We start from the raw sequence: 25267 nt of genomic DNA on the forward strand, positions 1-25267 counted from the left end.
AGTGGTGGAGGGAGCTGGATTCGAACCAGCGAAGGCTGAGCCGTCAGATTTACAGTCTGATCCCTTTGGCCGCTCGGGAACCCCTCCACGATAATTCTTTACTAATTCACTTTCGGTAAAAGGAAAGTGGTGCCGACTAACCGAGTCGAACGGTTGACCTACTGATTACAAGTCAGTTGCTCTACCAGCTGAGCTAAGTCGGCACTGCTTTAGTACGGGGCGAGATATTAGAGTAAGGTTTATTATGATGCAACTATAAAATTAAAAAAAATGTAATTTTTTAGCTTAAACGCTCAGATTTCATGCAAAAGTGCTTAATTTTACTGTTTTTCGTCGTTTTTACTGAGCTCATACCAGTAATTTAATCCTTTCATAACGAGTAAAGAATCAAAAATACTGCCATTTATTTGCTGTTGTAACAGCAAACCATAACCTCCAGCGCACAAAATTTGTGGTTTTTGTTCTGCTGTTACCTGTTTAAGTTGATATTTGGCCTGCTCAATAGCACCTAATGTTGCCACCAGCGCGCCATTTTTTAATCCATTGGGTGTGTTTTTCCCTAACTCATTTAAAAAGGGGGTATTAGCATCATCAAACACACGTTGGGTATTTTGTGTCAATGAGTGAGTCATTAAATCAAGACCAGGTAATATCCAGCCCCCTAAGTGCTCGCCTTCACCGCTCAATACATCAATTGTGGTTGCAGTGCCGGCATCAACAATAATACAGGGGGTATTAGGGTAAAGTGTAAAACCCGCCACCAACGCAAGCCAGCGATCAATGCCTAAATTGCCAACCTGGTCATATGCGCAGCTTAGCCCACTGAGGTTTTTGCTAACATGCGCCTCAAAACACGGAATATTTTTTTTAGCAGCTAATGTGAGCGCATCATTTAATAGTTCACTTTTGCCTACACAGGCATACACAACAGCCGTTATTGCCTGCCACGGCACGTTGTTTATAGTCACGGGCGTTGCTTGTTGCTCGTGCCATAAGGCCGCTTTTAATGATGTATTACCCACATCTATCAACAGCTTCATAATTTAGCCTTTCTTAACGAGATTTCACCGCCGTAGTAACTTTTTACTTCGCCGTCTTGGCGGATACGTATTCCGCCGTGCTGATCAATACCTTCACAAATCCCCCGCCAACTTCTGTGCCCAGTATTGAGCTCTACGCACTCACCCGCAAAGGCATTGAGCGCGTTCCACTGGGCATACATGCTGTTTAGTCCATCTTGCTGGTAATCTGCCAAACGCTGCTCTAAGTAATAGGTAAGAGAAGCAACTAACTGGTTTTTATCAAGCGCGGTGGTATGTTGGCTTAAGTCGGTCCATGCTTGGTCAATGTGCTCGCTGGTGTTTTGCGGCATGTGTAGATTAATGCCAATACCAATGACTAGCTGACAAGGGCCTTGTGGTTGTCCATCTAGCTCAACTAGCACTCCCGCTAGCTTTTGCTTATTTATGTATATGTCGTTTGGCCATTTAAGCTCTATATCAATACCGTAAAGAGCTTTAATGGCATCGTATACAGCAAGCCCTACGGCAATTGATACACCCATAGCTGCTTGTAGGCCATCATCTAACCGCCAAAAATAACTGTAATATAAGTTAGCCCCAAACGGTGATTGCCATACACGCCCTCGCCTTCCTCGCCCAGCTTGCTGCATTTCGGCAACCACTACAGTACCAGACTCAAGCGCTGCTTTATTTTGAATACGGCGCATTAGCTCGCTGTTGGTTGAATCAATAATAGGGTGCACTTCTACTTGGGCTTTATTTGCGCCTAACGCATGATAATACTTAGTTATATTGCCTTGGTTTAGCAAGCCCACCGCATTATTTAAACTGTAACCTTTACCCGTCACTTTAAATATGTCGAGTCCCATATCTTGCAATGTTTGAATATGCTTACTCACAGCCGCACGGCTTATACCCAGCTGCTCGCCAAGGGCTTGGCCCGATATAAAGCCACCTTGATTAAGCGCATTTAATATAGCGAGTTTATTCCCATCAGGTGCTTTCATTGAGCATGCTCCGTAATGATATGGCATTCACTATGTGTGTTTATAAGCCTTACTTCGTGCTCTAGCGTTATGCCGTAACGTGCAAATACCGTATTTTGTATGTGCGTGATCATAGTGATTAAATCGCTACCTTTACTATTACCATGATTAACTAATACCAGCGCTTGCTGTTTATGCACCTCAATACCTGCTACTGCGTAGCCCTTCAAGCCGGCTTGGTCAATTAACCAACCTGCTGCCACTTTGTGATGGCTTTCTCCATAAGGGTAATGCGGTACATCGGCAAAGCGCAAAAGTAGCGCTTGTAAACGCGCATTGCTAATAATCGGATTTTTAAAAAAGCTACCCGCGTTGGCTAAAGTGTATGGGTTTGGCAGCTTAGCGTTACGAATTGCAATAACCTGCTCGTATACCTTTTTAGGGGTGGGGTTTTGCAATACTTTGAGTGGGCCATAACTTAAAACTGGCTGCCATTTTTTAGGCAATGCTAAATTGACTTGAGTGATCACTGCTTTATTTTTTAAGGCGTGCTTAAAAATAGAATCACGATAAGCAAACTCACATTGAGCGTTAGTTAAAGTCACCTTGTTTTTAGTGGCTATATCAATGTACTCAATCGACTCTACAAATTGGGCGAGCTCAACACCATAAGCACCAATGTTTTGTACCGGCGACGCCCCAACAGTGCCCGGAATAAGGGCTAGGTTTTCAAGCCCTGCAATATTTTTATCAAGTAAATAGCTTACAAGGTTATGCCAGTTCTCACCCGCAGCTGCACTCACCAGTACGTCATTTTCACGCTCGGTAATAGTAATACCTTTAGTGGCCATTTTAATGACGGTGCCTGTGTAGTTTTCTAAAAATATTGTGTTGCTACCTTCCCCTAATAAACAAAACGGAGCACTAAAACGGTGTGCTTTAAGTTGCTCAACCGAGGTTATTTCAACAAAATGCTGGCATTGATTGTTTAGTGCAAAGGTATGTAAAGGTTTTAATGAGTGCGCCACAAAGGTCTCTGAGTGTACTGGTAACTAATCGCAGTAGTTTACCTTATTGTCGCAAAGAATGTAAAAATCACTCAACCCGCTGTATCAATCATGATATAAAACCTGCACTTATTATTAGTGTTCAGGGTATTTTATGAAAATTAAACCTCTTTTTTTAAGCCTCGCTATGGCCGGTATGTGCTCGCAAGCAATGGCAAACGCGATTGATCAAAACTCATACGCCAACCTAGATGATGTGGTAACAACACACTTAAACCTTGATTTAGATGTCGATTTTGCCGACAAGCAATTAGAAGGTTTTGTTGAGCACACGCTAAAGTGGAACAATGACACGAGTAAAAAGCTGGTACTAGATACCCGCGACTTAGACATTGATAAAGTTATGTACCAAACAGCAAATGGTGATTGGCACAAAGCTAAATTTACACTGGCTGAGCGCGATGATGTTAAAGGCTCAAAACTAACAATTACATTAAAAAGCCAAGCGCCAAAAGTACGTATTTACTACAACAGCCGCCCAGAAGCATCTGGCCTGCAATGGTTAACACCAGAGCAAACAGCCAGCAAAACGCACCCGTTTATGTACAGCCAATCGCAGGCTATTCACGCTCGTAGCTGGTTACCAGTACAAGATACCCCTGCCATGCGCGTTACTTACTCTGCTCGTATACATACACCAAAAGATATACGTGCCGTAATGAGCGCCGATAACAAAGATGCGCTATACAAAGATGGCGACTACCACTTTGATATGCCGCAAGCAATTTCGCCGTACTTAATTGCAATTGGTGCAGGTAATTTAGAATTTAAAGCCATGTCAAAACAAACTGGTATATTTGCCGAGCCTGAAATTTTAGACGCTTCGGTTGCCGAGTTTAACGACACCCAAGCCATGATCGACAAAACCAACGAAATGTATGGTGAGTATGCATGGGGCCGCTATGATTTATTAATGTTACCGCCGAGCTTTCCGTTTGGTGGCATGGAAAACCCGCGACTTTCGTTTATTACTCCTACCGTAGTAGCAGGCGATAAAAGCTTAGTTAACTTAATTGCGCATGAGCTTGCCCACTCTTGGTCTGGTAACTTAGTTACCAACGCTACGTGGGAAGATTTATGGTTAAACGAAGGGTTTACCTCATACGTTGAAAACCGCATTATGGAAGAAGTGTTTGGCCGCGACCGCGCTGTAATGGAGCAAGCTTTAGATGCAGCAGGTTTACGTGCCCAGCTTAAAACGATTGACGCACCTGATACCCGCCTTAATTTAAAACTTAATGGCCGTGACCCAGATGATGCATTTAGCTCAGTGCCATACACTAAAGGGCAGCTATTTTTAATCTACCTAGAAGAAAAATACGGCCGTGATAAGTTTGATGACTTTGTTAAGACCTACTTTAATGAGTTTGCCTTCAAATCGCTGACGACTGCGCAATTTGTTACTTACTTAAAAGCTAACTTAATTGAAAAATATCCAGGCGTTGTAAGCATGGATAAAGTAAATGAGTGGATTTTTGAGCCTGGTTTACCAAGCGATGCGCCAAACCCAACATCTGATGCGTTTGACAAAGTAGATGCAGCAAGCGCGGCATGGCTAAAAGGTGAATCAAACGCTGCACAATTACCTACGGCTCAGTGGACAGTGCACGAATGGTTACACTTTTTAAACAACCTACCACGCGACTTAAGCTTAGATAAAATGGCAGAGCTTGATAAGCAATTTAACCTAACGCAATCAACCAATGCAGAGCGCGCGTTTGCATGGTTTATGTTAGCGGTAGGTAATGGTTACCAACCTATTTACCCAGCGCTTGATAAGCACTTATCAGGTATAGGTCGTCGTAAGCTAATTGTGCCATTATACAAAGCACTTATTAAAAATGGTAAGCGTGAGTGGGCACACGATGTATACATCAAAGCACGCCCAGGCTACCACCCACTTGCTCAAGGCACCATCGACGCTTTATTTGATAAATAAGCAACCTGTGCCGCCCCTAAAGGTGTTCACACCTTTAGGGTAAAACAGTAAAACCAATAAAAAAGGCCGATTTATCGGCCTTTTTTAATACTGTAATTTTCTCAAACTAAAAACTGTAACTAAGCTCAGCGCATTTAGTGCTTAAAATTAGTAGCTGAGATAAGTTTATTATTCAGCGCCTTGGTTGGTTACCTTTTCTAAAAAGGCTTTTCGTTCAGCCAGCGTTGCTTGTTGCCACCAAAATTCTAGCATTTGCGGTGCACTTGGCATGCCTTTGCCATTAATGGGCGCAATAGGCTTAATAGGTTGGCTTGGACGCACTGGGCCCGCTGGCACCGCCTTTTGTAAAGCAGGCTTTTTACTTGCCAGCTGTGTATTTGAAATAACACTAAGCGGCTGTGCAACCGCAGCTCCCTTTGCTTTTAAACTTACCTGCGGTGCCTCAGCAAATATTTTTGCTGATACTGCGTTATCGGCACGATTAAACACCATGTCATAATCTTTGTTATCATCAACAGTAATATCTACCCAAAAAGGTTCAGACTCAATTACCTCATGGTCGTCAAAGCCTGTCTCGTATAAATCGGTGTACTTTAATTTTAACCGATAAGAGCCTGAGGCAAGTTCAATATCATCAACTCGACTAAATAGAGAGCTTTCAATCACTCTTTCGCCGACTTGTAAGGGCACTAATTCTTCAGGGAAGTGAATATTTGCGCCATACACCGACATACTCATCAAGAATGCCGCAACTGAGGTTATTAACATTGGTTTACGCATAAAAACTCCTTTATTTGTTTTGAGTTTGACACTGCAAACAAAATTTGTCATTAGTGACTTTAAATTCAAACCTTACATTCAAACGATTATGAGCACAGAGACCCTATTTACAAAAATTATTAACCGTGAAATCCCTGCAGACATTATTTACGAAGACGAAACTACCCTTGCATTTAAAGATATAAACCCACAAGCCCCTTTTCATGTGTTAATTATTCCAAAAAAAGCAATTGCAACTATTAATGATATAAATAGCGAAAACTCTCATTTAGTTGGAAATTTATACGAAGTGGCTGCAAAGTTAGCCAAGCAGTTTAACTTTAGTGAAGACGGCTACAGAGTTGTAATGAACTGCAATAAACACGGCGGGCAAACCGTGTATCACATACATTTACATATGCTTGCAGGCAAAGAAATGGGCTGGCCTCCATATCAAGATGCTAAAAAAATATAAAATTAATAATAAAAATTCACTGGAATTATTGGTATTTCTCTAGTTACAAATGTTATTGTTTACCATGTATATAAAGTGAAAAATAATTACTTATTTGCAACATTTTATGTTTAAATAATCGTAAAATCGTACTTGTTCACAAGGCGAAACCGGACTTTCTAATACAAAAGGTGTGGAAGTCGTGGTAAACTTAACTAGTCAGCTTTATAAAAAGAGTATAAAAACATGAGCAGTTCAGCCTTTTTGTTATTAGATCAAGAGCCAATTAACACCATTGGCATTAACGTTTTAGAACCTTTGTTAAAAACGCAAGGCCTTGACGTAACCACGGGTACAAATATTTTAGATGTACCAGAAGGGACTCGATTACTGTTTATTGAAACATCAAGTAACGATGCATGGAGTAAACTAAAAGAGCAGTTAGTTAACCTGCGCACCAAGTGCGATATCGTATTATTTAACCTAGACGAAAACCCTGAGCTTGCTAACCGCGCGCTTTTGAGCGGTATTCGTGGCGTGTTTTATACGACTGATAACGCTGATGTATTAATGAAAGGTATTCGCTTACTTTTAGAAGATCAGCTTTGGTACAGACGTGACATTATGTGTAATGCGCTGAACCGCATGCTGCAGTTCAATAAAGATGCACTGCACAAGCTGACCGAAGGCGATATAGAGCCAATTAAACTTACTAAACGAGAAAAAGCAATAATCTCGTTAATGAGTAAGGGATCTAAAAACAAAGAAATAGCTGAAGATCTAAGCATCAGCCCACATACCGTTAAAACACATTTATACAGCGCTTTTAGAAAAACGAAGTGTCGTAACCGTATTGAGCTACTATCTTGGGCTCAACAAAATATTCCAGACGAAATTCGTTAATCAATTTCGTATTTTAAAAACAGGCACTTAGGGTGCCTGTTTTTGTTTGTGCTATATGCTTGTTAAATTATTCGCTTTTTATTACTCTACTTGAAGTACCCATTGCTGGAACCTTTATGCTCGACTCTTCTACCCTCTTTTTTGCCAGCATTGCCGTTATCATTGTAATGACTCTTCTTAACTTTTTAACTTGGCGCACAAACAAAAACACCCCGGGTACGCTGCTTTATATTTTTTACCCGGTTTTATTACTGGGCGCAGTCATTGGCTTTACGCTAATTGGTAAAACACACAACCTTATTGTGATTAGTATCGCCAGTAGCATGATGTTTGGCGCATCGGTTGTGCACAGTTTGGCCATATGCCAATTTTTAGATTATAAGGGGCCTGGGTTTAAACTACTGTGTGCATTTACTGCGTTTAGTGCCGTCATGTTAGGGTATTATTCGTTTTTTGACCCTTCATTACGCGAACGGATTTACGTCTCAGATGTACAGCACATTGCTGAAGCCGCGTTTTTGCTGTTTTTATTTATTAAATATGCTCGAAAACCCTACCCCAATGGCACCATTGTTTATATTTTAATATTAACGTTAGTTGCCCTGAGTTTTATTAGCCGCTCACTATTTATGGCTAATATTGAACAGCCCCAGTTATTGCAAAGCCCATGGTTTAGCAGCTTACTGTTTTTAAATGGCGTTATTGCTCCGATGTTTTATGCTGCCGGCATGGCGCTAATGTGTAATGAGCGCAGGGAAAAAAACCTCAACAAACTGGCCGACAAAGCCCAAAAAGATTTAGAAATTAGAGGTCTGTTTTTATCAACTATTAGCCACGAAATTCGCACCCCTCTTAATGGCATATTGGGCAGCGCCCAATTAGTTATGAACCAAAGCACCGACACCCGCAATAAAGCCTATTGTGAGGCTATTATTAATTCGGCCGAGTCATTAAATTTATTGGTTGATAAAGTACTCGACTACGCAAGCCTTGACCAAAGCGATGAAGCACTTTACGAAGAAGATATTGAATTTAAAACCTGGTTAAATAATTTGTGTTTATTGCTCAGCCCATTAGCGGAGCAAAAACAGCTTAAGTTTGAACTGGTATGTAATATCCCTGAGCAAGCTTGTTACTACTGCGATCAGCAAAAGTTAAGGCAAATAATTATTAACCTTGTAGGTAACGCCATAAAATTTACCGACCACGGTATAGTAAAAATTCAGGTTGATTTGATAAGCGACAAACACCTTGAACACACCATAAAAATTAGTGTTAAAGACTCAGGCCCAGGTATCGAAAAAGACGAAATAGCGTACTTAACTGAACCCTACGTACAAAGTAGCGCTGGTAAAGAAAAAGGCGGTACCGGTCTTGGGCTTGCAATAACCAGCCGACTGCTCGAAAAGCTAGGAAGCCGCTTAGAAATAACCAGCCAATTAGGCACCGGTAGCGTATTTAGCTTTACTACTACGTTTACGCTAGGGGAGCTTAGCTTGGTAGAGCAGCGCCATCAAAACAAAGACTACTTAACTGGCCTAGAAGTGCTACTCGTCGAAGATTTAGATTTAAATCAAAAAATTGCCATTGAGTTTATGGCTGAAGATGAACATAAAATAAAACTCGCCAAAGATGGTAAAAGCGCTATTGAAATAATGCAAATACATCACTTTGACGTTATTTTACTGGATATGAACCTACCTGACTTTACTGGTCAAGAGGTGTTAAAACGACTGCAGCGGTTGGAGCATAAAAACCAGCGCACCCCCGTACTCGCCTTTACAGCAAGCTTAAGCCCTGATGAGGTAAAAGAATACTTAGCTTTGGGTATAAAAGACATAGTCGGCAAACCAATTAAGCAGCAAAAACTTCGCCAAGCACTGAGTGATTCACAATCAAATCAAACTGCAAATATAGCTGTAGAGCTAGTAGACACCTTATACGACGAAACCGCAGCAGAAACACTAACTAGCTCATTTAGTGAGGACGAAGTGTCGTCGATTTACAATGAATTTGTACTCTCCGCACGGACAAAACTAACCCGCTGCCAAGAGCTAATTGACCAGCAACCAGAGCAGTGCATTAAATTATTGCACCGCCAAGCAAGCACCGCGCTGCAATTAGGCTTTAACCGCTACGGTATTGAGCTTAAAAAAATAGAGCGTCGTTTGCTTGATAACAAACCCCATAATAACCTGCTAGATGAGGCGTTAGAGCTATGGCAGCGCAGCCTAGAACAATACTTAAAGTACGTGCGCGGGCAGTTAAGTTAATGGGCTTTTCTATTACAGGTTAAGCTGTTTACTCCCTTCCATACTTATCATCAAATCGCTCTATATCGCTTTCATCTAGTACGGCGCCAGTCTGTACTTCAATGACAATTAGCGGCTCTTTTTGATTATTCGCTAAACTGTGTATTTGTTTTGCTGCAATGTAGCAAGATTGGTCATGGTTGAGTGTTAATGTTTGCTCATCAATACGAACATCAGCAATACCCGATACCACCACCCAATGCTCTGCACGATGCTGATGGCGCTGCGTCGAAAGTTTAGCACCGCTATTAACTGTTATTTTTTTAACTTTAAATCCTGCCCCCGCTACTAAGGTGCGGTAGTTACCCCACGGCCGATACACAACCTGATGGTGGTTGAGTTTATCGCTTTGGCATACCGCTAATTGCTTGAGCAATAAAGGCAGACCGTCAAGCTTATTTTTATTAGCAACGAGGGTGGCATCGTGAGTATGAATAATAGCTAAGTCGCTGACCCCAAGGGTAGCAACGCTGTGATCGTCTTCGCTTATAACAAAATTATTAGTGCTATTTTGCGCGGTATGGCTGTCGTTTTCATTATTGCCATATGCATCTTTTTTTATAAGGCTAGCCAAAGCACTAAAGCTGCCTACATCACTCCAATTAAGCGCTACAGGCAGCACGGCTACATTATTACTGCGCTCTAAAATAGCGTAATCGATAGAGTCACTTGGGCAGTTTTTAAGTGGCTCACTTACCGGCCTTATAAAGCCTAAGTCGTGTGAAAACTGAGATGCCGCTTTTACACTGTGCGCTATTTTTGGCGCAAAACGTTCAAGCTCATTTAAATACGCACGTGGCGTAAATAAAAACATGCCGCTATTCCAACTATAACCGCCTTCAGCTAAGTATTTTTTCGCCGTAGCTAGATTTGGCTTTTCTTTAAATTCAGCGACTTCAAAACAATTTGAGCCTGATATTTTACTACCTTGCTTTATATAGCCAAACCCAGTGTGCGCCTTGGTAGGTGTAATTGAAAATGTAACTAGCATACCTTGCTCAGCTAACTTAACCGCATCATTTAATTTAAGTGTGAGCTCAGCAAAGTTTTCAATATGATGATCGGCGGGCATCACCAATATTGGCCCTGTTATATCTTGCTGAAGCGCGTAATGTGCTGCCAGCGCAATGGCCGGAGCGGTATTTTTACCTTGCGGCTCTAACAACAGTGCACGAGGGTTTACTTGTGCACTTTGCTCAGCAGCAATAAAGCGGTGCTGTTCGTTACACACGAGTATTGGCTTTGCAAACCCCTTGCCTGATACACGCGCTAACGTACTTTGTAATAACGAATGTGTGTTATCAAGCAAGGGTAAAAATTGCTTGGGCATAGCTTGGCGAGAAAGCGGCCATAACCGAGTGCCAATGCCACCCGCTAAAATAACCGGTGTAATAAGGGATGTATTCATAGAGCCGCCAATAAACATATCAGCGGCTATTTTAACACTTTATTGGCTAGGCGCTAATGCTTAGCGATTTATACCAAGGTAAACGCATCGGCATCTAAATAAGCGGGGAACGCGGTTTTAAAATCATCGAGCGGTGCTTTTTCAAGCGTTACAGTGAGTAACTCTTGTGTATTGTCTTTTGCTTTAGCGACCGTATCGCCTTTAAAGTCGTACACGGCCGTGCCACCGTTATGCGCCACACCATTGCCATCGTCGCCAACACGGTTAACGGCTACTACATAGCACAGGTTTTCCATAGCGCGCGCCATTAATAATGTATCCCAAATATGGCGACGAACCGCAGGCCAGTTGGCTACGTTTATCATTACATCGTAGTCGTTATTATTACGCTGAAAAACCGGAAAGCGCAGGTCGTAACACACCTGCGGTAATAGCTTAAAGCCATTAATTTCAAATATCTTACGCGCTTGCCCTGCTACGACATAGTCGCCCTCACTCCCTAAGCGAAACAAATGGCGTTTATCGTAATAATTCACCTCACCATCGGGTTTTACCCAATAAAACCGGTTTGCTTTTTTATCGCCTTGTGCAACCAACACTGACCCTGCAATAACGGCGTTATGTTTGTGTGCTTGGGTTTTTAGCCAGCTTAGCACTTTGCCATTTTCGGGCTCTGCGCAATCAAGATTAATTGCAAAACCAGTAGCAAAAGTTTCAGGTAGTAAAATTAAATCAGGGTTAGCGGTTATCTCTGCTAATTTTTTATCAAACATGGCTAAATTGGCGTCTTTATCAAGCCAATGCAGCGTACTTTGAACGAGTGTAAGCGTTAAAGTTGACATAATATTTGCGCGGCCTCTATTAAAGTTTCATCGTTTTTAGCAAAACACAGTCGAATCACTTTATCATTTGAAGGTTGCTTGTAAAACACACTTAAAGGAATAGCAGCAACCCCAGCTTGCTCTACTAGCCAGTGGCAAAAATCTACATCATTAAGATCAGACACCTCACTGTAATCAAGTAATAAAAAGTACGTACCTTGGCTTGGTAAAATAGTAAAACGGCTATCACTTAAGTGCTGCGCTAGTAAGTCGCGCTTTTGCTGATAAAAATTGCTTAGCGCATCTACATGCTCGCCTTGTTGCTCAAGCATGTCGGCCAACGCGTGTTGTGCAGGTGTAAAGCTTGAAAAAGTAACATACTGGTGTATTTTTCTAAATTCAGTAGCAAGCGGTGCAGGGGCAATACAGTAACCCATTTTCCAGCCGGTGCTGTGAAACGTTTTACCAAAGCTTGATATAACAAAACTTTTTTCACGTAGCTGCTCATCGCAAAGCATGCTTAGGTGTATGTCGCCGTCAAAAGTAATGTGTTCGTAAACCTCATCACTTATGACATATAAATTGTGATCGCTTACTAACGATTTAAGCGCGTTTATATCATGACTTTTAAGTACTTTACCGCTTGGGTTATGTGGCGTATTAATAATTATAGCGCGCGTGTTTTTGCTCACTGCGCTGCGAACAGTTTGCCAATCAATAGCATAATCGGGTGCATGCAGTGCAATATGAACAGTTTTACCGCCAGCAAGCTCAACGGCTGGTTGATAAGAGTCATAGGCGGGGTCAAACACAATGACTTCATCATCGGGGCGTACTATAGTTTGAATAGCGACAAACAATGCTTCGGTGGCGCCCGATGTAACTGTAACTTGCTCAGCTGCATCAATTTTTGCCGCATATTTACGCGCCACCAAATTGGCTATCTGTTGTTGTAAACGGGGTACTCCACTGGATGGCGAATATTGATTAACCCCTTGCTGAACATAAAAATTCAGTTGGTTTTTCAGTAACTCTGGCGCATCAAACTCAGGAAAACCCTGCGATAAATTTATTGCCGAATGCTGACTTGCTAAGCCACTCATTTGGCTAAATATACTAACACTTGAATTTGGTAATTTACTTTCAAACACGACAGGCCCTTAATGATGGTTTTGCGCTTAAAGCGATGCTATCATTGCTTAAAACAGAAGTATAGCCGTCTAAAATTAAATAGCTTTATATCAATTCGCTTAATTAACTGAGCTATTTTGAGGTAGTAAAAACGCAGCTAGCGTATGGTTTAGCGCCTCAAAAGCATTAATTATTATTGCGCCTTGGTATTACACTCATTGGTGAGGAATGTATGCACAACAATACCGCTATTTCGCAACTTATTGAAGCTGGAAAATGGATCAGTCAAAAAGGCTGGGTTCCCGCCACCGGCGGAAATTTTTCGGCGCGCACCGCAACCGGGTTCGTGGTTACCGCTAGCGGCTTTGATAAAGGTCAGCTTGGTACACACACCTTCATTGAGCTTGATCATCAAGGTAATCGCACTAAAGGTGCAGGCAACCCATCGGCTGAGACGCAGCTGCACTTAGGCATGTATAAGCTTATTCCGCATGCTAACGTGGTGCTGCATACTCACTCAGTAGCAGCCACCGTCCTGTCACGTGTAATTAAAAGCCATGCATTAAATTTAAGCGGTTACGAAATGCAAAAGTCACTCAGTGGAGTAACTTCGCATTTAGATACGCTCAGCATTCCTATTTTTGAAAACGACCAAGACATAGAACGTTTAAGCTTACTCCTTAGCGATCACCACTTACATACACCCATTGAGCATGCCGTGTTAATTCGTGGGCATGGCGTTTATGTAGTAGGGAGTAATTACAAACAAGCACTTCGTCATTTAGAGGGGCTGGAGTTTTTATTTAGTTGCGAGCTAGAACGGTTAAAAATAGAAGGTATTGGGGCACAGCTATAATGATAAAGGCAATTTTAACTGATATTGAAGGCACCATCACACGTATCTCATTTGTTAAAGAGGTGCTTTTTCCGTATGCAGCCAAACAATTAGCAACATTTATACGCTTAAACGAAAATAAAACCCAAGTCGCTGAACAAATAGCTGCAGTAAAAGCCATTATTAATGAGCCCGATGCCGATATAGAAACTGTCATTAGCGTATTATTAAAGTGGATTGAAGAAGATAAAAAAATTACCCCTTTAAAGCAAATACAAGGGCTAATTTGGCAAACGGGCTACGAGCACGGTGATTTTAAAGGCCATTTATACGCAGATGCGTTTGAGTTTTTACAAGCTCAGCACGATCAAGGCACCGCACTCTATGTGTATTCATCAGGCTCAGTAAGGGCGCAGCAGTTACTTTTTAAATACAGTGATTATGGCGATATTCGCCCCCTGTTTAACGATTATTTTGATACCAAAGTCGGCGCAAAGCAAGAGCAAGCAGCCTATAACACCATAGTTAACCAACTGCCGTTTGATGCTAATGAAGTACTATTTTTAAGTGATGTAGCGGCAGAGTTAGACGCTGCCCAAGCCGCTGGCCTTAAAACCTTACACTTAATACGAGATGGCCAAGCACGCACCACACACCCCTACGTACATGACTTTAGCGCAGTTACATTGGAGCAATATGCATGAGCCAATTAACAATTTATGCTAACAATAATCCAAGTAATGCGCTGATAAACACCTACGATTTAACCGAAATTACTCAACAATTAGCAAAGGTAAATGTACGCTTTGAGCAATGGCAAGCAGCTGCGCCCATTAATGAGCACACGACAAATGAGCAAATTATTGCAGCGTATAAAAATGATATAACGCGCTTAAAAACGCAAAATGGCTATCAAACGGTGGATGTTATTTCGCTTGCCAAAGGTAACCCTGCAGCGGCACAAATGCGAGAAAAGTTTTTGTTTGAGCACACTCATAATGAAGATGAAGTTCGCTTTTTTGTAAAAGGCCAAGGATTATTTTGCTTACATATAAGTGCTAAAATTTACCAAGTATTATGCCAGCAAGGTGACTTAATTTCGGTGCCAGCCCTTACCCCACACTGGTTTGATATGGGGAGCGACCCAGAATTTACCGCCATTCGATTATTTAATAATACCGAGGGCTGGGTTGCAAAAAGCACCGAGTCTGAAATTGCGAAGCGGTTTCCTTTACTCGCATAGCAAAAGTGGCACAGCACCGCTCCACGAAGGGACAAGTGGGGCAGTGTTTAAAAACTACTTAAGCGCTGTTAACGCCCCACTCTCTACATCATTTTTATCGTAAACACCGGTATCTAACACCCACGCTGTTACTAATTTTGCAGGTGTTACATCAAATGCGGGGTTATACACATTGGCATGAGTCGGTGCCCACAGCGCCGTACCAAAACTGCCACTTACGCCACGTACCTCTGCGCTACTGCGTTGCTCTATTGCTATATCGCTACCGCAAGTCGTTTGTGTATCAAGCGTAGTTAAAGGCGCGACAACATAAAAAGGAATATCATGAAAATGGGCCAATACAGCTAAATTATACGTGCCTACTTTATTAGCAAAGTCGCCATTAGCGGCAATACGGTCAGCCCCTACCACTATTTTATCAACCCGGCCTGCGGCCATTAGACTGGCAGCCATGTTATCGCAAATAAGCGTGTAAGGCACTTGCCAGCGTTCAAGTTCGAACGCGGTTAAGCGCCCACCTTGCAATAATGGGCGCGTTTCATCCACCCATACATGTATATTGCCATGTTGCTGCTGCGCTTTATAAATAACACCTAACGCTGTGCCAATACCAGCAGTCGCTAATGCGCCGGTATTACAATGGGTTAAAATATTATCGCCGCTGTTTATAAGCTCAGCACCGCGCGTTGCCATACGCTCACATAACTCAATGTCTTCAATAAATAGGCGCTCGGCAGTGGCTACTATATTAGTTACAAAGTCACTTTGCTTAAGCGCTTTTCGTAATGCGGCCATGCAATGCATTAAATTAACCGCCGTAGGGCGTGTGGCTTCCAGCTCATTAATTGCAGCACCAAGCGCCGCTTTTGTAGCGCCTTGCTCAGCTAAGTGAGCAACGAGCAAACTCGCACCTAAGCCTATTAATGGGGCACCACGAATTTTTAAACTAACGATCAGCTCCTTCATCGTCTCAACACTATGGCATTCGTGCCATACCTGCTGATGGGGAAGTAAATACTGGTCAAGCACATTTAATGTGCCGTTTTCATATTTTAAACTGCTTGCGATTAGGTTTTGCATGATTGGGCTGCTTAAATAAAATGCGTAAGGCTATTTTACATCAGTTTGAATAACTCTCAAGTTAGACTTATAGACATCTAAACATTTAAAAGTATAGAATGCCTAAAACGGTTATTTGAGATCTCACTATGGCTAATTATGTTGCGTTTAATGCACAACGCGCTATTGAATATGTAAATTCGCTAATTGACGCTAAGCAGTATGATTTTTTTAAAGCTGGCGCACACTTAACTGCATACGAATTTGGTGACGGTAACCTTAATTTAGTATTTAGAATTAGCGATGAGCACCATAACAGTATTATTTTAAAGCAAGCATTGCCGTATGCTCGTTGTGTAGGTGAATCATGGCCTCTCACGCTTGATAGAGCTCGAATTGAGGCACAAGTGTTACTTAACCACGGTGCTATTTGCCCGCAAAGCACTGCTAAAGTACTGCACTATAATCAAGATTACGCACTCACCATTTTAGAAGATTTAGGCCACTTACAAATATTGCGAACCGCACAAAATAATGCGGAGCAATTTCCTAAATTAGCCAAGCACGTCGCAACGTATTTAAGCCATACCGGGTTTTATAATTCTGATTTTTACCTAACCGCTCAGCATAAAAAAGCACTAGTACAGCAATTTACTAACCCTGAGCTTTGCCAAATAACCGAAGATTTATTTTTTAGCGATCCGTACATAGATCACGAGCGCAATAATTTTCCTGTTCAGCTAGCCCCGCAGGTAAAAGCTCTTCGTGATAACACGGCACTTAAGTTAGAAGTTGCAAAACTAAAAGCAAATTTTTTATCTAACCCACAAACATTGCTGCATGGCGATATGCACAGCGGCAGTATTTTTGTAGATAGTAATACCACTAAAGTAATTGACCCTGAGTTTGGCTTTTTTGGTCCTGTAGGCTTTGATATAGGCTCTTTTATTGGCAATTTACTATTAAATTACTGCGCCCAAGCAGGGCATATTGAAGAGTTTGTAGCGCGGCGAAACTATCAAACGTATTTACTCAGCTGCATTGTTGAAAGCTATAATTTATTTGAGCAACAATGGCTATCTTTAATTGCCAATCACAGCACAGATCAAACGCTCAATACCCAAGGCTACCCTCAGTATTTTATGAAAACCGTATTACAAGACGCCATAGGGTATTGTGGTACAGAACTAATTAGGCGCACCATAGGGCTTGCACATGTAGTTGATATTGACAGTATTGAAGATGAAAATACGCGCCTTGCAGTACAAAAACAGACACTGAACTTAGGTGAGCAGCTCATTTTAAATGCCAAACGCTGCGACAATAAAGAGGCATTTTTTAGTTTATTAATAAGCCAGCTAAATTAACAAAAGGCGCTAAAGCGCCTTTATTACTACTTATTAGTGGTAATTTTCGTAAATTTTATCAAGTGGCTCCGACAGCCCGCTTTCTTGTACTATACGCACGTGTTTACGCCTTAACTCCCGCGCACTCGTTACACCACATGAGTGGGCAATTAAGCCAGCGCCGTAATGAATATATTTATTGTAATTGGCAACTCGCTGGGCTTTATCGGCAACATTTAACCCACGCTGTAGCCGCTCGTTATGGGTAGTGACACCGGTTGGGCAGGTGTCTTTATTACATTGCATGGCCTGTATACAGCCTAACGCAAACATATGACCACGGGCAGAAACAACAAAATCAGCACCCAAAGCAAGCGCCCATGCCACCTTCGAGGGCACAATTAACTTACCCGATACAATTACTTTAACCCGCCCTGTTAAGCCATGTTTTTCAAGCATATTAACAACCAGCGGTAAGCTTTCACGCAGCGGTAACCCGACCGAATCGAGTAATGGTTGAGGTGCAGCCCCCGTCCCCCCATCGGCACTATCAATAGTGATAAAATCCGGTGCAGATTCAAGCCCGCGATGGTTTATTTCTGCAAATAGCGTTTCTAGCCAAGTGTAATCACCAATAACCGCTTTAAATCCGGTAGGTTTACCTGTGGCGTTTCGCACCGTGGCAATCATATCTAATATGTCGCTGGGTTTTTTAATCTCTGGGTGCCCATTTGGGCTAATTGAATCTTTGCCCTCAGGAATGCCCCTTATTTTAGCAATTTCAGCATTAACCTTTTTACCAGGTAACATACCGCCTTTACCTGGTTTGGCACCTTGGCTTAATTTAAGCTCAAACATTTTTACGCTTTTATGCGCCGCTATTTCTTTTAGCTTATCGATACTTAAATTTCCAAGCTCATCACGCACACCATATTTAGCCGTACCAATTTGAAACACCAAATCGGCGCCGCCCTCTAAGTGATAAGGGCTCAACCCCCCTTCACCGGTATTCATCCAACAGCCGGCTAATTTTGCCCCTTTTGATAACGCTCTAACAGCCGGTTTTGAGAGCGCACCAAAGCTCATACCTGATATATTAAACAATGAGTTGGTGGTATACGGCGTTTTACAATAAGGGCCCAAGGTGACATTACTTGGGTCAAGCGCCTCCTCATCTAAGGTAGGGAACGCACAATTCATAAACATTACGGTGCCAGTCACCTCTAAGCTTTGTGTAGAGCCAAACGCCGCGGTACGATCGACATCTTTTGCAGCACGGTACACCCAACTTCGCTCTGCGCGATTAAACGGCATTTCTTCTCTATCGAGGGCAAAAAAGTACTGCCTAAAAAACTCGCCTTGGCGTTCAAAAAAGTATCTAAAGCGGCCAATTACTGGGTAATTTCGTCTAATTGCATGCTTTGTTTGGGTAATATCACGGAAATAAAAAACAATAACGGTAAGAACAATTAACCCCAGTGCAACGATAAAAATGCTCGCAAATACATCAATACTAAAAATAATAAAATCGCTCATCCAACCCCCCTTGATGGCTGTTTTTAAAAATAAAAAAGGCGTTGCGTCAAAATGACACAACGCCTATCGTTGTTCAAGGTTTATACTCTTTGAGAATTAGCTTTGCGTGTTTTCAAGCTCAGTTTTTATGTATAAACGCACTTGCTCCTCAAGCACAGATAGTGGCACTGAGCCGTGACGTAAAACTTGATGATGAAACTCACGTATATCAAAACGCGCTCCAAGCGCTTGCTCAGCTTCTGTACGTAAACGCTTGATAGTCAGCTCGCCAATTTTGTACGACAACGCTTGCCCTGGCCATGAAATGTAGCGGTCAGTTTCGGTTTTAACATTGTGCAATGAAAGCGCCGTGTTTTCGCTCATAAAGTTCATAGCGCGTTCGCGGCTCCAGCCGTACATATGCATACCCGTATCAACCACTAAACGTGCTGCACGCCACATTTCATAAGTTAAACGGCCAAATCGGCTGTATGGGTCTTGGTAAAAACCGGCTTCTATACCTAAGTATTCAGAATAAAGCCCCCAGCCTTCACCAAAAGCCGAAAGATAAGCATCGCGGCGGTAGCTTGGTAAGTTTTCAAGCTCTGCATTAAGTGATATTTGCAAGTGATGACCAGGTACGGCTTCGTGTAAAGTGAGTGCTTCTAATACATACAACGGGCGCTTATCTAGCGCGTAGGTATTAACCCAATAATAACCCGCTTGATCGCTTCGGCTCGAGCCAACATAGCGCCCAGTTGTATATTTTGGGGCTATACTCTCGGGCACGGGCGCAACGCCATAAGGCATACGCGGCAATGTATGAAATAACTTAGGTAGTTGCGCATCCATTTTTTTAGCTATATAAGCTGCTTCTTTTAAAAGCTGCTCTGGGGTGGTGGCATAAAATTGCGGATCGGTACGTAAAAAGTGAATAAATTCGGCAAATGTGCCTTTAAAACCGACTTCTTTTATTATTTCTTCCATTTCACTGCGAATACGCGCCACCTCTGAGAGACCCAGCTGATGTATTTCATCAATGCTCATGTTGGTGGTTGTGTAATACTGGGCACGGTTTTTATAAAACGCCTTACCATTTGGAGTTTGCGAAATACCAATTGTAGTGCGCGCACTGGGCTTATATTGCGTAGTAAAAAATGTTAAATACGCTTTATAGGAAGCAATTACATCATTTTTTATTATACGTTTAGCTTTTTTTTGCAGCGCTTTAAAGTCGTTTTCACTTAGCCCTGCCGTGTTCGTTTTAAACGGGGAGTAAAAGTCTGACTGTGTTACATCATCCACTATGTATGCGCTTATTGAGTCTTCATACCCTGCTAGTACCGCTTGTGGTTGAGTAAGCCCCGTTTCGAGCCCCTTTTTCATCCAGTGTATATTTTGCTCAAAAAAGCGTGGCACTTGTTCAAGGCGAGCTAAATACGTTTCTAACTGTTGCGGTTGCTTGTACTGCGAACTATTAATCATGTAAGACAAGCTAGAATGAAACCCATACTCAGAGGTTAACGGCATGTAATGCGCATTAAATACGTATTCATCAACACTGTTTTGTACTTGCGCACGAATAATACTGAGGTTAATACTGTTTTCACTTGAAAGCTGGTCGCTATCAATTGCATCTAAGCGACTTAATAAAGCTGTTTTTTCCTCGTATTGTTGCTTTAAAAATTCAGCCGATAAATTTGGTAATAAATAGCCATCAACCCCTTCTGGGTGCGTGTAGGGATTAACACTTTGGCGGTAATCAACAATACTTTGCGCCACTTGCTCAAATTGTGTGTTAGCGTTGGGGCTTGTTAATGTACAGGCGCTTAGCGTACCAAAAAGTGATAGTGCAATTAGTGTGCGGCAAATTCGCGGGGGTAAGGAATAATTCATTTTAGTTTTTACTTGACCATACAATAGATTTCACAAAACTATCGTAGGCTGAGTAAATAGCAAGATAAATGCGATTAATCTCAATCACACACGCTTAGTTGGAGCCGGCCGCCACAAGCTGAAACAGCCTAAATTAAGCTAAATACGTGCTCTTTGATGATAAATTCAGCTATTAGGCTGCAAAAGTAAAAATTTAAGTTCACTAATACTGGTTTTTACTTTTAAATAGCCTTCTTAACGATTATTGTAGTAAAAAACAATAAAGCTTGGATGCATCACCGCCTCATTGAAGAGTTATTTTAATGTGTAATTTAATGCGTACTTAGTTGGTAGTTAAAATGATGTTCCATGATTCCATGGCTGTAGCACAAGAAAAAATGACGAATGTATGCTTGTTTTTAGAACGTCATACGCTACCCCCCTCCCCGCTAAATTATCACGTTGCTTATACCTACATTAGTAAAGTAAATACTGAGCTAAATAACACCATAGACGAAGCCATTACTAATAAAGCGCATATCGATAGTATTTTTATTGAGCAGCTCTACTTTGAGTTTTTAAACGAAGGGCATACCACGCAAGTGGCGATGATCAATAACGTAAACGGGGTTATTGACTCGCTATCACGCAATGCGCAATCAACCGAAAAACAAATTACTAGCTTTGCCGGCCAAGTAAGTGAGTGCATGCATTCGCTTGATGAGAACAATATAGAGCAAAGCCGCCAAGCACTCGATACGTTAAACACGCAATCTGCTACCTTGCTTGAGCAGCATAAGCACTTTAAACACGAGCTACTCAAAGCAAAAAAATTGCACGAAAAAACCCAAAAGCAGCTAGCGCAATTACGTAAGCAACACATTATTGACTCGCAAACGGGGCTGTATAAACGCCATTATTTAACACAGCAAACCCAAGTATGGAGCAGGCAAGACAAATCAATTTGCGCAATTGCTATTCAAATAGATAATTTAGATCATTTTGTAGATAATTACGGCGACATCATTGGCGAAGTGATATTGAACAAAGTGGCTAAACAAGTAAAAAAATATGTCTTTCAAAGTGGTTTACCTGGGCGCACAGCAAAGGATCAATTTACCGTATTGCTGCCAGATATAGACCCCGAAACCGCCAACGTTATTGCTGAAAAAGTGCGTAATGGCGTAGAAAAACTTCGTTTTGTTAGCTCTAAAAGTGGCACTAAGCTACCTGGCATAAACTTATCTTTAGGTATAGCGCAGCAGCTCAAAAATGATGACTTTAACCAGTTAGCTAAAAAAGCCTCGCAAGCGGCATTTAAAGCACGCTCACTGGGGCAAAGTAGCTTTACAGCTGGCCACTAGGTTTTACGCTAAATTACCTGATAAATCATATTCAAATTGCACCTGCAGTATACAATCAAGTACACTAGTCTTTATTGCCACGATAGAGACTAATCATGAACGAAACAGAGCAAAAGACCACGCATTTTGGCTATAAAACCGTAGCCGAAAACGATAAAGCCTCAATGGTTGCAGACGTATTTCACTCGGTTGCAGCAAAGTACGATGTCATGAACGATTTAATGTCTTTTGGTGTACATCGTTTATGGAAACGTCAAACTATAGCCAGCTCTGGTGTGCGCAAAGGCCACCACGTCCTTGACTTAGCAGGCGGCACTGGCGATTTAACAGCAAAATTTAGCCAACTCGTCGGTGATACCGGCCAAGTGGTTTTAGGCGATATTAACTCGTCTATGTTAAAAGTGGGCCGTGAAAAGCTGCACAACTTGGGCTTAGTTGGCAATATCGACTACGTGCAAATGAATGCCGAAATGCTGCCATTTCCAGATAACAGTTTTGATGTGATCACGATTGCCTTTGGCCTACGTAATGTAACCGATAAAGACAAAGCTCTGCGCTCTATGTACCGTATTTTAAAGCCAGGTGGACGTTTATTGGTATTAGAGTTCTCCAAGCCCGAGCATGAAATTTTAAGTAAAGCGTACGACTTTTACTCGTTTAACCTATTACCAACTATGGGTAAAGTAGTGGCGAACGATAGCGAGTCTTACCAATACTTAGCTGAGTCGATTCGTATGCACCCAGACCAAGAAACCTTAAAAGCAATGATGGAAGAAGCAGGCTTTGAACAAACAACGTATCAAAACCTAACCGGTGGTATTGTTGCACTGCACCGTGGTTTTAAATATTAAGGCAGGCAATTATGGCGTTTGAGCAAAAAAACGAGCATGTGATCGCAGCAAAACCCGATTCGCAGTTTTTTATGTTACCTAATTTTGTACTTTCGCTTGTAGAGCGAGTACTTAATAAGGTACTGCAACTCGACGCCACCTTGATAGATAAGCTCAGTGCCGTTAAGCACAAACCTTTAAAGGTCGAAATCCGCAATTGGCAGCAGCAAATAGTATTAACCTTTGATGGTAAACTATTACACCTTTACAGCGCCACCGATGAAAATAGCGCAGAGTGTATGATCAGCGCAGATATAGATACACTCATGGCGCTTAAAGACCCAGCTATGCTAACACAGCTCATTCGTCAAGATAAGCTAGACCTGCAAGGCGACTTAAATGTCGCTCAGGCATACAGTGCCGCCTTTTCTGGGCTAGATATAGATTGGCCTGAGCAACTATCGCACTATATTGGCGATGCGCCCGCACAACAACTTTACATACAGCTAAACGCTTTACGCAGTAAAGAGCGCAAAGCACGTCAGCAAATTAGCACCACTTTAACCAGCCTATGCCAAGATGAGCTCGCTGTAACTATTCACCCTTTAGAGCTTGAACAATTTAAACAACAAAACCGAGCATTAAAAGGGCAGGTGGCCGCTATTGAACAACGCATAAATGCATTAATCAACTCTTCTAACACTAGCAACCGCTAAGGATTTTTTGTGTCGACTGCTCGATTGTATTACATCACTAAAACATTACTTAGCTACGGATTAGATGAGTTAATACCAAAACAAAAAGTACCGTGGTACGCTAAAATTGCGCGCGGTAGTTTATTCTGGTTACGTAACCAGCACAAAAACAAGCCAGCGGGCTTGCGACTGCGCTTAGCTTTACAAGAGCTTGGCCCTGTGTGGATTAAGTTTGGCCAAATGCTCTCTACCCGTAGAGACTTACTCCCGCACGACATTGCGTTAGAGCTTGCCTTTTTACAAGATCAAGTTGAGCCTTTTGAAGGCGAACTTGCCCAAAAAATAATTGAAAAGTCACTCGAAATTAGCGATATAAGCCAATTATTTAGTGAATTTTCGCAAACTCCATTGGCTTCAGCGTCTATTGCACAAGTACATACTGCAACGCTAGTTGATGCCTATAACAATGCCCAAGATGTTGTTATAAAAGTAATTCGTCCAAATATAAAAACACAAATTAATGCCGACTTAGCACTTATGGAAAAGCTCGCTAAAGTCCTTGCCAAAGTACACAGCGAAGCAAAAAGGTTACGCCCTGTTGAAGTGGTCAAAGAGTATAAAAAAACCTTACTCGATGAACTCGACTTAATGCGCGAAGGCGCAAATGGCATACAACTTAAGCGTAATTTTGAAGGCTCTGACTCATTATATATCCCCACTGTTTATAGCGATTACAGCCGCAGTAATGTATTGGTTATGGAACGTATTTACGGCATACCCGTCTCGGATACCGAGTCATTAATTGCGCAAAATACCAATATGAAATTACTGGCTGAGCGCGGTGTAGAAGTGTTTTTTACGCAAGTGTTTAGAGACAGCTTTTTTCATGCTGATATGCACCCAGGCAATATATTTGTCTCTCGCGAGCACCCTGAAAACCCCATGTATATTGGTATCGACTGCGGTATTGTTGGCACGTTAAACAAAGAAGATAAACGTTATCTCGCTGAAAACTTTATCGCCTTTTTCAATCGTGACTACCGCCAAGTTGCTCAGCTACATGTTGACTCAGGCTGGGTTCCACCTGATACCAGCATAGAAGAGTTTGAATTTGCTATTCGTACTGTGTGCGAACCTATATTTAATAAGCCTTTGGCTGAGATATCGTTTGGGCATGTATTGGTTAATTTATTTAACACCGCACGACGCTTTAACATGCAAGTACAGCCGCAGTTAGTATTATTACAAAAAACATTATTATACGTTGAGGGCTTAGGGCGTCAGCTTTATCCACAGCTTGATTTGTGGAAAACCGCTAAGCCATTTTTAGAAGATTGGGTAAAACAACAAGTTGGCCCATTATCAGTAATGAAACAAATGTATGCTAACTTGCCATTTTGGGCTGAAAAAATGCCGGAACTACCTGATTTGATTTATCAAAATTTAAAACGTAGTCCGCAATTGCAGCATTCTCAGCCAAATAAAGTGTCACACAAAGCGCTCGTACTTAGCCTATTTGGCAGTGCTTCACTGATTGTGTCGGCATTGTGTTATTTACAGCACGACTTTATAGCGGCAGGCGTAACATTAGCAGCGTCGGTAGTGAGTTTTATCGTGGCGTGGCGTAACACATAAACTAAGTGCTATTTGTGCCACAGGGCGTATAATTAGTACTTAAAATAAACATTTAAGCATTTATCATT

Annotated in this window: 22 protein-coding genes and 2 tRNA genes; 12 read left to right on the forward strand and 12 right to left on the reverse strand. The window is 41.9% G+C overall.

Translation table 11 applies throughout. The annotated features are described in order from the left end of the window. Positions 1-2: 2 nt before the first annotated feature. From AN393_RS08745 to murB, 5 genes are all read right to left on the reverse strand, one after another. Positions 3-87 (reverse strand) — tRNA-Tyr (locus AN393_RS08745). A gap of 40 nt (positions 88-127) precedes the next feature. Further along, positions 128-203: transfer RNA gene (locus AN393_RS08750), tRNA-Thr, on the reverse strand. Positions 204-320: 117 nt separating this feature from the next. Then, a complete protein-coding gene (locus AN393_RS08755; protein WP_055015573.1) occupies positions 321-1040 on the reverse strand; it encodes a type III pantothenate kinase in 720 nt (239 codons plus the stop codon). Then, positions 1037-2029: a bifunctional biotin--[acetyl-CoA-carboxylase] ligase/biotin operon repressor BirA gene (gene birA, locus AN393_RS08760; protein WP_055015572.1), complete on the reverse strand. Its 993-nt coding sequence runs from the start codon at positions 2027-2029 to the stop codon at positions 1037-1039. The genes AN393_RS08755 and birA overlap by 4 nt, the downstream gene beginning before the upstream one ends. Further along, positions 2026-3036: a UDP-N-acetylmuramate dehydrogenase gene (murB, locus tag AN393_RS08765; RefSeq protein WP_055015571.1), complete on the reverse strand. Its 1011-nt coding sequence runs from the start codon at positions 3034-3036 to the stop codon at positions 2026-2028. Before murB ends, birA begins: the two co-directional genes overlap by 4 nt. 133 nt (positions 3037-3169) lie before the next feature. Here murB and AN393_RS08770 point away from each other — a divergent pair, with 133 nt between their 5' ends. Then, entirely contained in the window at positions 3170-5014 is a 1845-nt protein-coding gene (locus tag AN393_RS08770) for a M1 family metallopeptidase (protein ID WP_055015570.1), read from the forward strand. A 168-nt stretch (positions 5015-5182) separates the two neighbouring features. Here the strand turns inward: AN393_RS08770 and AN393_RS08775 are convergent, their stop codons facing one another. Further along, complete coding sequence (locus AN393_RS08775; protein WP_055015569.1) at positions 5183-5794, reverse strand: DUF2057 domain-containing protein; 612 nt, start codon at positions 5792-5794, stop codon at positions 5183-5185. A gap of 88 nt (positions 5795-5882) precedes the next feature. On the opposite strand from AN393_RS08775, the gene AN393_RS08780 reads away from it, so the two are divergent. From AN393_RS08780 to AN393_RS08790, 3 genes are all read left to right on the forward strand, one after another. Next, positions 5883-6248: a histidine triad nucleotide-binding protein gene (locus AN393_RS08780; RefSeq protein ID WP_055015582.1), complete on the forward strand. Its 366-nt coding sequence runs from the start codon at positions 5883-5885 to the stop codon at positions 6246-6248. Between the two features lie 225 nt (positions 6249-6473). After that, positions 6474-7130 (forward strand): response regulator transcription factor, encoded by a 657-nt coding sequence (locus AN393_RS08785; RefSeq protein ID WP_055015568.1) that lies wholly within the window; start codon positions 6474-6476, stop codon positions 7128-7130. A 116-nt stretch (positions 7131-7246) separates the two neighbouring features. Continuing rightward, positions 7247-9403 (forward strand): ATP-binding protein, encoded by a 2157-nt coding sequence (locus tag AN393_RS08790; RefSeq protein ID WP_055017916.1) that lies wholly within the window; start codon positions 7247-7249, stop codon positions 9401-9403. Between the two features lie 28 nt (positions 9404-9431). Here AN393_RS08790 and AN393_RS08795 read toward each other — a convergent pair whose 3' ends face one another. From AN393_RS08795 to AN393_RS08805, 3 genes are all read right to left on the reverse strand, one after another. Then, the gene (locus AN393_RS08795; protein ID WP_055017917.1) at positions 9432-10850 is read right to left on the reverse strand and encodes a mannose-1-phosphate guanylyltransferase/mannose-6-phosphate isomerase; all 1419 of its coding nucleotides are present in this window, start codon (positions 10848-10850) and stop codon (positions 9432-9434) included. Between the two features lie 68 nt (positions 10851-10918). Further along, positions 10919-11692: an amidohydrolase gene (locus AN393_RS08800; protein WP_055015567.1), complete on the reverse strand. Its 774-nt coding sequence runs from the start codon at positions 11690-11692 to the stop codon at positions 10919-10921. After that, positions 11680-12822, reverse strand: coding sequence for a methionine aminotransferase (locus AN393_RS08805; RefSeq protein WP_055017871.1), 1143 nt, complete (start codon positions 12820-12822; stop codon positions 11680-11682). The genes AN393_RS08800 and AN393_RS08805 overlap by 13 nt, the downstream gene beginning before the upstream one ends. A 212-nt stretch (positions 12823-13034) precedes the next feature. Between AN393_RS08805 and AN393_RS08810 the strand changes: the two genes are divergently transcribed. Genes AN393_RS08810 through AN393_RS08820 form a run of 3 tightly spaced genes read left to right on the forward strand, consistent with a single transcriptional unit; the run spans position 13035 to position 14880 of the window. Then, positions 13035-13658: a methylthioribulose 1-phosphate dehydratase gene (locus tag AN393_RS08810; protein ID WP_055015565.1), complete on the forward strand. Its 624-nt coding sequence runs from the start codon at positions 13035-13037 to the stop codon at positions 13656-13658. Beyond that, a complete protein-coding gene (gene mtnC, locus AN393_RS08815; RefSeq protein WP_055015564.1) occupies positions 13658-14341 on the forward strand; it encodes an acireductone synthase in 684 nt (227 codons plus the stop codon). The genes AN393_RS08810 and mtnC overlap by 1 nt, the downstream gene beginning before the upstream one ends. Next, on the forward strand, positions 14338-14880 hold the full coding sequence (locus tag AN393_RS08820; protein ID WP_055015563.1) for an acireductone dioxygenase: 543 nt from the start codon (positions 14338-14340) through the stop codon (positions 14878-14880). Before mtnC ends, AN393_RS08820 begins: the two co-directional genes overlap by 4 nt. A 54-nt stretch (positions 14881-14934) precedes the next feature. Here the strand turns inward: AN393_RS08820 and mtnA are convergent, their stop codons facing one another. Beyond that, the gene (gene mtnA, locus AN393_RS08825) at positions 14935-15960 is read right to left on the reverse strand and encodes an S-methyl-5-thioribose-1-phosphate isomerase (protein ID WP_055015562.1); all 1026 of its coding nucleotides are present in this window, start codon (positions 15958-15960) and stop codon (positions 14935-14937) included. Between the two features lie 128 nt (positions 15961-16088). Here mtnA and mtnK point away from each other — a divergent pair, with 128 nt between their 5' ends. After that, the gene (gene mtnK / locus AN393_RS08830; protein WP_055015561.1) at positions 16089-17306 is read left to right on the forward strand and encodes an S-methyl-5-thioribose kinase; all 1218 of its coding nucleotides are present in this window, start codon (positions 16089-16091) and stop codon (positions 17304-17306) included. Positions 17307-17339: 33 nt separating this feature from the next. On the opposite strand, the gene AN393_RS08835 is transcribed toward mtnK, so the two are convergent. Next, positions 17340-18821, reverse strand: coding sequence for an FMN-binding glutamate synthase family protein (locus tag AN393_RS08835; RefSeq protein WP_055015560.1), 1482 nt, complete (start codon positions 18819-18821; stop codon positions 17340-17342). Positions 18822-18917: 96 nt separating this feature from the next. Then, positions 18918-20696, reverse strand: coding sequence for a DUF885 family protein (locus AN393_RS08840; RefSeq protein WP_055015559.1), 1779 nt, complete (start codon positions 20694-20696; stop codon positions 18918-18920). 356 nt (positions 20697-21052) lie between these two features. Here AN393_RS08840 and AN393_RS08845 point away from each other — a divergent pair, with 356 nt between their 5' ends. From AN393_RS08845 to ubiB, 4 genes are all read left to right on the forward strand, one after another. Beyond that, positions 21053-22039 (forward strand): diguanylate cyclase domain-containing protein, encoded by a 987-nt coding sequence (locus AN393_RS08845; protein ID WP_055015558.1) that lies wholly within the window; start codon positions 21053-21055, stop codon positions 22037-22039. 95 nt (positions 22040-22134) lie between these two features. Beyond that, a complete protein-coding gene (gene ubiE, locus AN393_RS08850) occupies positions 22135-22890 on the forward strand; it encodes a bifunctional demethylmenaquinone methyltransferase/2-methoxy-6-polyprenyl-1,4-benzoquinol methylase UbiE (RefSeq protein ID WP_004587478.1) in 756 nt (251 codons plus the stop codon). 11 nt (positions 22891-22901) lie between these two features. Beyond that, positions 22902-23585 carry an SCP2 domain-containing protein gene (locus AN393_RS08855; RefSeq protein WP_055015557.1) on the forward strand — a complete coding sequence of 228 codons (684 nt, stop codon included), beginning with the start codon at positions 22902-22904 and terminating at the stop codon, positions 23583-23585. 9 nt (positions 23586-23594) lie between these two features. Further along, entirely contained in the window at positions 23595-25199 is a 1605-nt protein-coding gene (ubiB, locus tag AN393_RS08860) for a ubiquinone biosynthesis regulatory protein kinase UbiB (RefSeq protein ID WP_055017872.1), read from the forward strand. The last annotated feature ends 68 nt before the right edge of the window (positions 25200-25267 follow it).

Origin of the sequence: Pseudoalteromonas sp. P1-25 (assembly GCF_001401805.1) — a bacterium.
GTDB lineage: Bacteria > Pseudomonadota > Gammaproteobacteria > Enterobacterales > Alteromonadaceae > Pseudoalteromonas.

Excerpts from the sequence above, each read along its gene's own strand:
- AN393_RS08840 (WP_055015559.1), bottom strand. The coding sequence starts at position 20,696 with ATGAATTATTCCTTACCCCCGCGAATTTGCCGCACACTAATTGCACTA.
- mtnK (WP_055015561.1), top strand. The coding sequence starts at position 16,089 with ATGGCTAATTATGTTGCGTTTAATGCACAACGCGCTATTGAATATGTA.
- AN393_RS08755 (WP_055015573.1), bottom strand. The coding sequence starts at position 1,040 with ATGAAGCTGTTGATAGATGTGGGTAATACATCATTAAAAGCGGCCTTA.
- AN393_RS08845 (WP_055015558.1), top strand. The coding sequence starts at position 21,053 with ATGGCTGTAGCACAAGAAAAAATGACGAATGTATGCTTGTTTTTAGAA.
- AN393_RS08835 (WP_055015560.1), bottom strand. The coding sequence starts at position 18,821 with ATGAGCGATTTTATTATTTTTAGTATTGATGTATTTGCGAGCATTTTT.
- AN393_RS08800 (WP_055015567.1), bottom strand. The coding sequence starts at position 11,692 with ATGTCAACTTTAACGCTTACACTCGTTCAAAGTACGCTGCATTGGCTT.
- mtnA (WP_055015562.1), bottom strand. The coding sequence starts at position 15,960 with ATGCAAAACCTAATCGCAAGCAGTTTAAAATATGAAAACGGCACATTA.
- ubiE (WP_004587478.1), top strand. The coding sequence starts at position 22,135 with ATGAACGAAACAGAGCAAAAGACCACGCATTTTGGCTATAAAACCGTA.
- AN393_RS08775 (WP_055015569.1), bottom strand. The coding sequence starts at position 5,794 with ATGCGTAAACCAATGTTAATAACCTCAGTTGCGGCATTCTTGATGAGT.
- birA (WP_055015572.1), bottom strand. The coding sequence starts at position 2,029 with ATGAAAGCACCTGATGGGAATAAACTCGCTATATTAAATGCGCTTAAT.
- AN393_RS08770 (WP_055015570.1), top strand. The coding sequence starts at position 3,170 with ATGAAAATTAAACCTCTTTTTTTAAGCCTCGCTATGGCCGGTATGTGC.
- AN393_RS08810 (WP_055015565.1), top strand. The coding sequence starts at position 13,035 with ATGCACAACAATACCGCTATTTCGCAACTTATTGAAGCTGGAAAATGG.
- AN393_RS08790 (WP_055017916.1), top strand. The coding sequence starts at position 7,247 with ATGCTCGACTCTTCTACCCTCTTTTTTGCCAGCATTGCCGTTATCATT.
- AN393_RS08780 (WP_055015582.1), top strand. The coding sequence starts at position 5,883 with ATGAGCACAGAGACCCTATTTACAAAAATTATTAACCGTGAAATCCCT.
- AN393_RS08795 (WP_055017917.1), bottom strand. The coding sequence starts at position 10,850 with ATGAATACATCCCTTATTACACCGGTTATTTTAGCGGGTGGCATTGGC.
- AN393_RS08785 (WP_055015568.1), top strand. The coding sequence starts at position 6,474 with ATGAGCAGTTCAGCCTTTTTGTTATTAGATCAAGAGCCAATTAACACC.
- AN393_RS08820 (WP_055015563.1), top strand. The coding sequence starts at position 14,338 with ATGAGCCAATTAACAATTTATGCTAACAATAATCCAAGTAATGCGCTG.
- mtnC (WP_055015564.1), top strand. The coding sequence starts at position 13,658 with ATGATAAAGGCAATTTTAACTGATATTGAAGGCACCATCACACGTATC.
- AN393_RS08855 (WP_055015557.1), top strand. The coding sequence starts at position 22,902 with ATGGCGTTTGAGCAAAAAAACGAGCATGTGATCGCAGCAAAACCCGAT.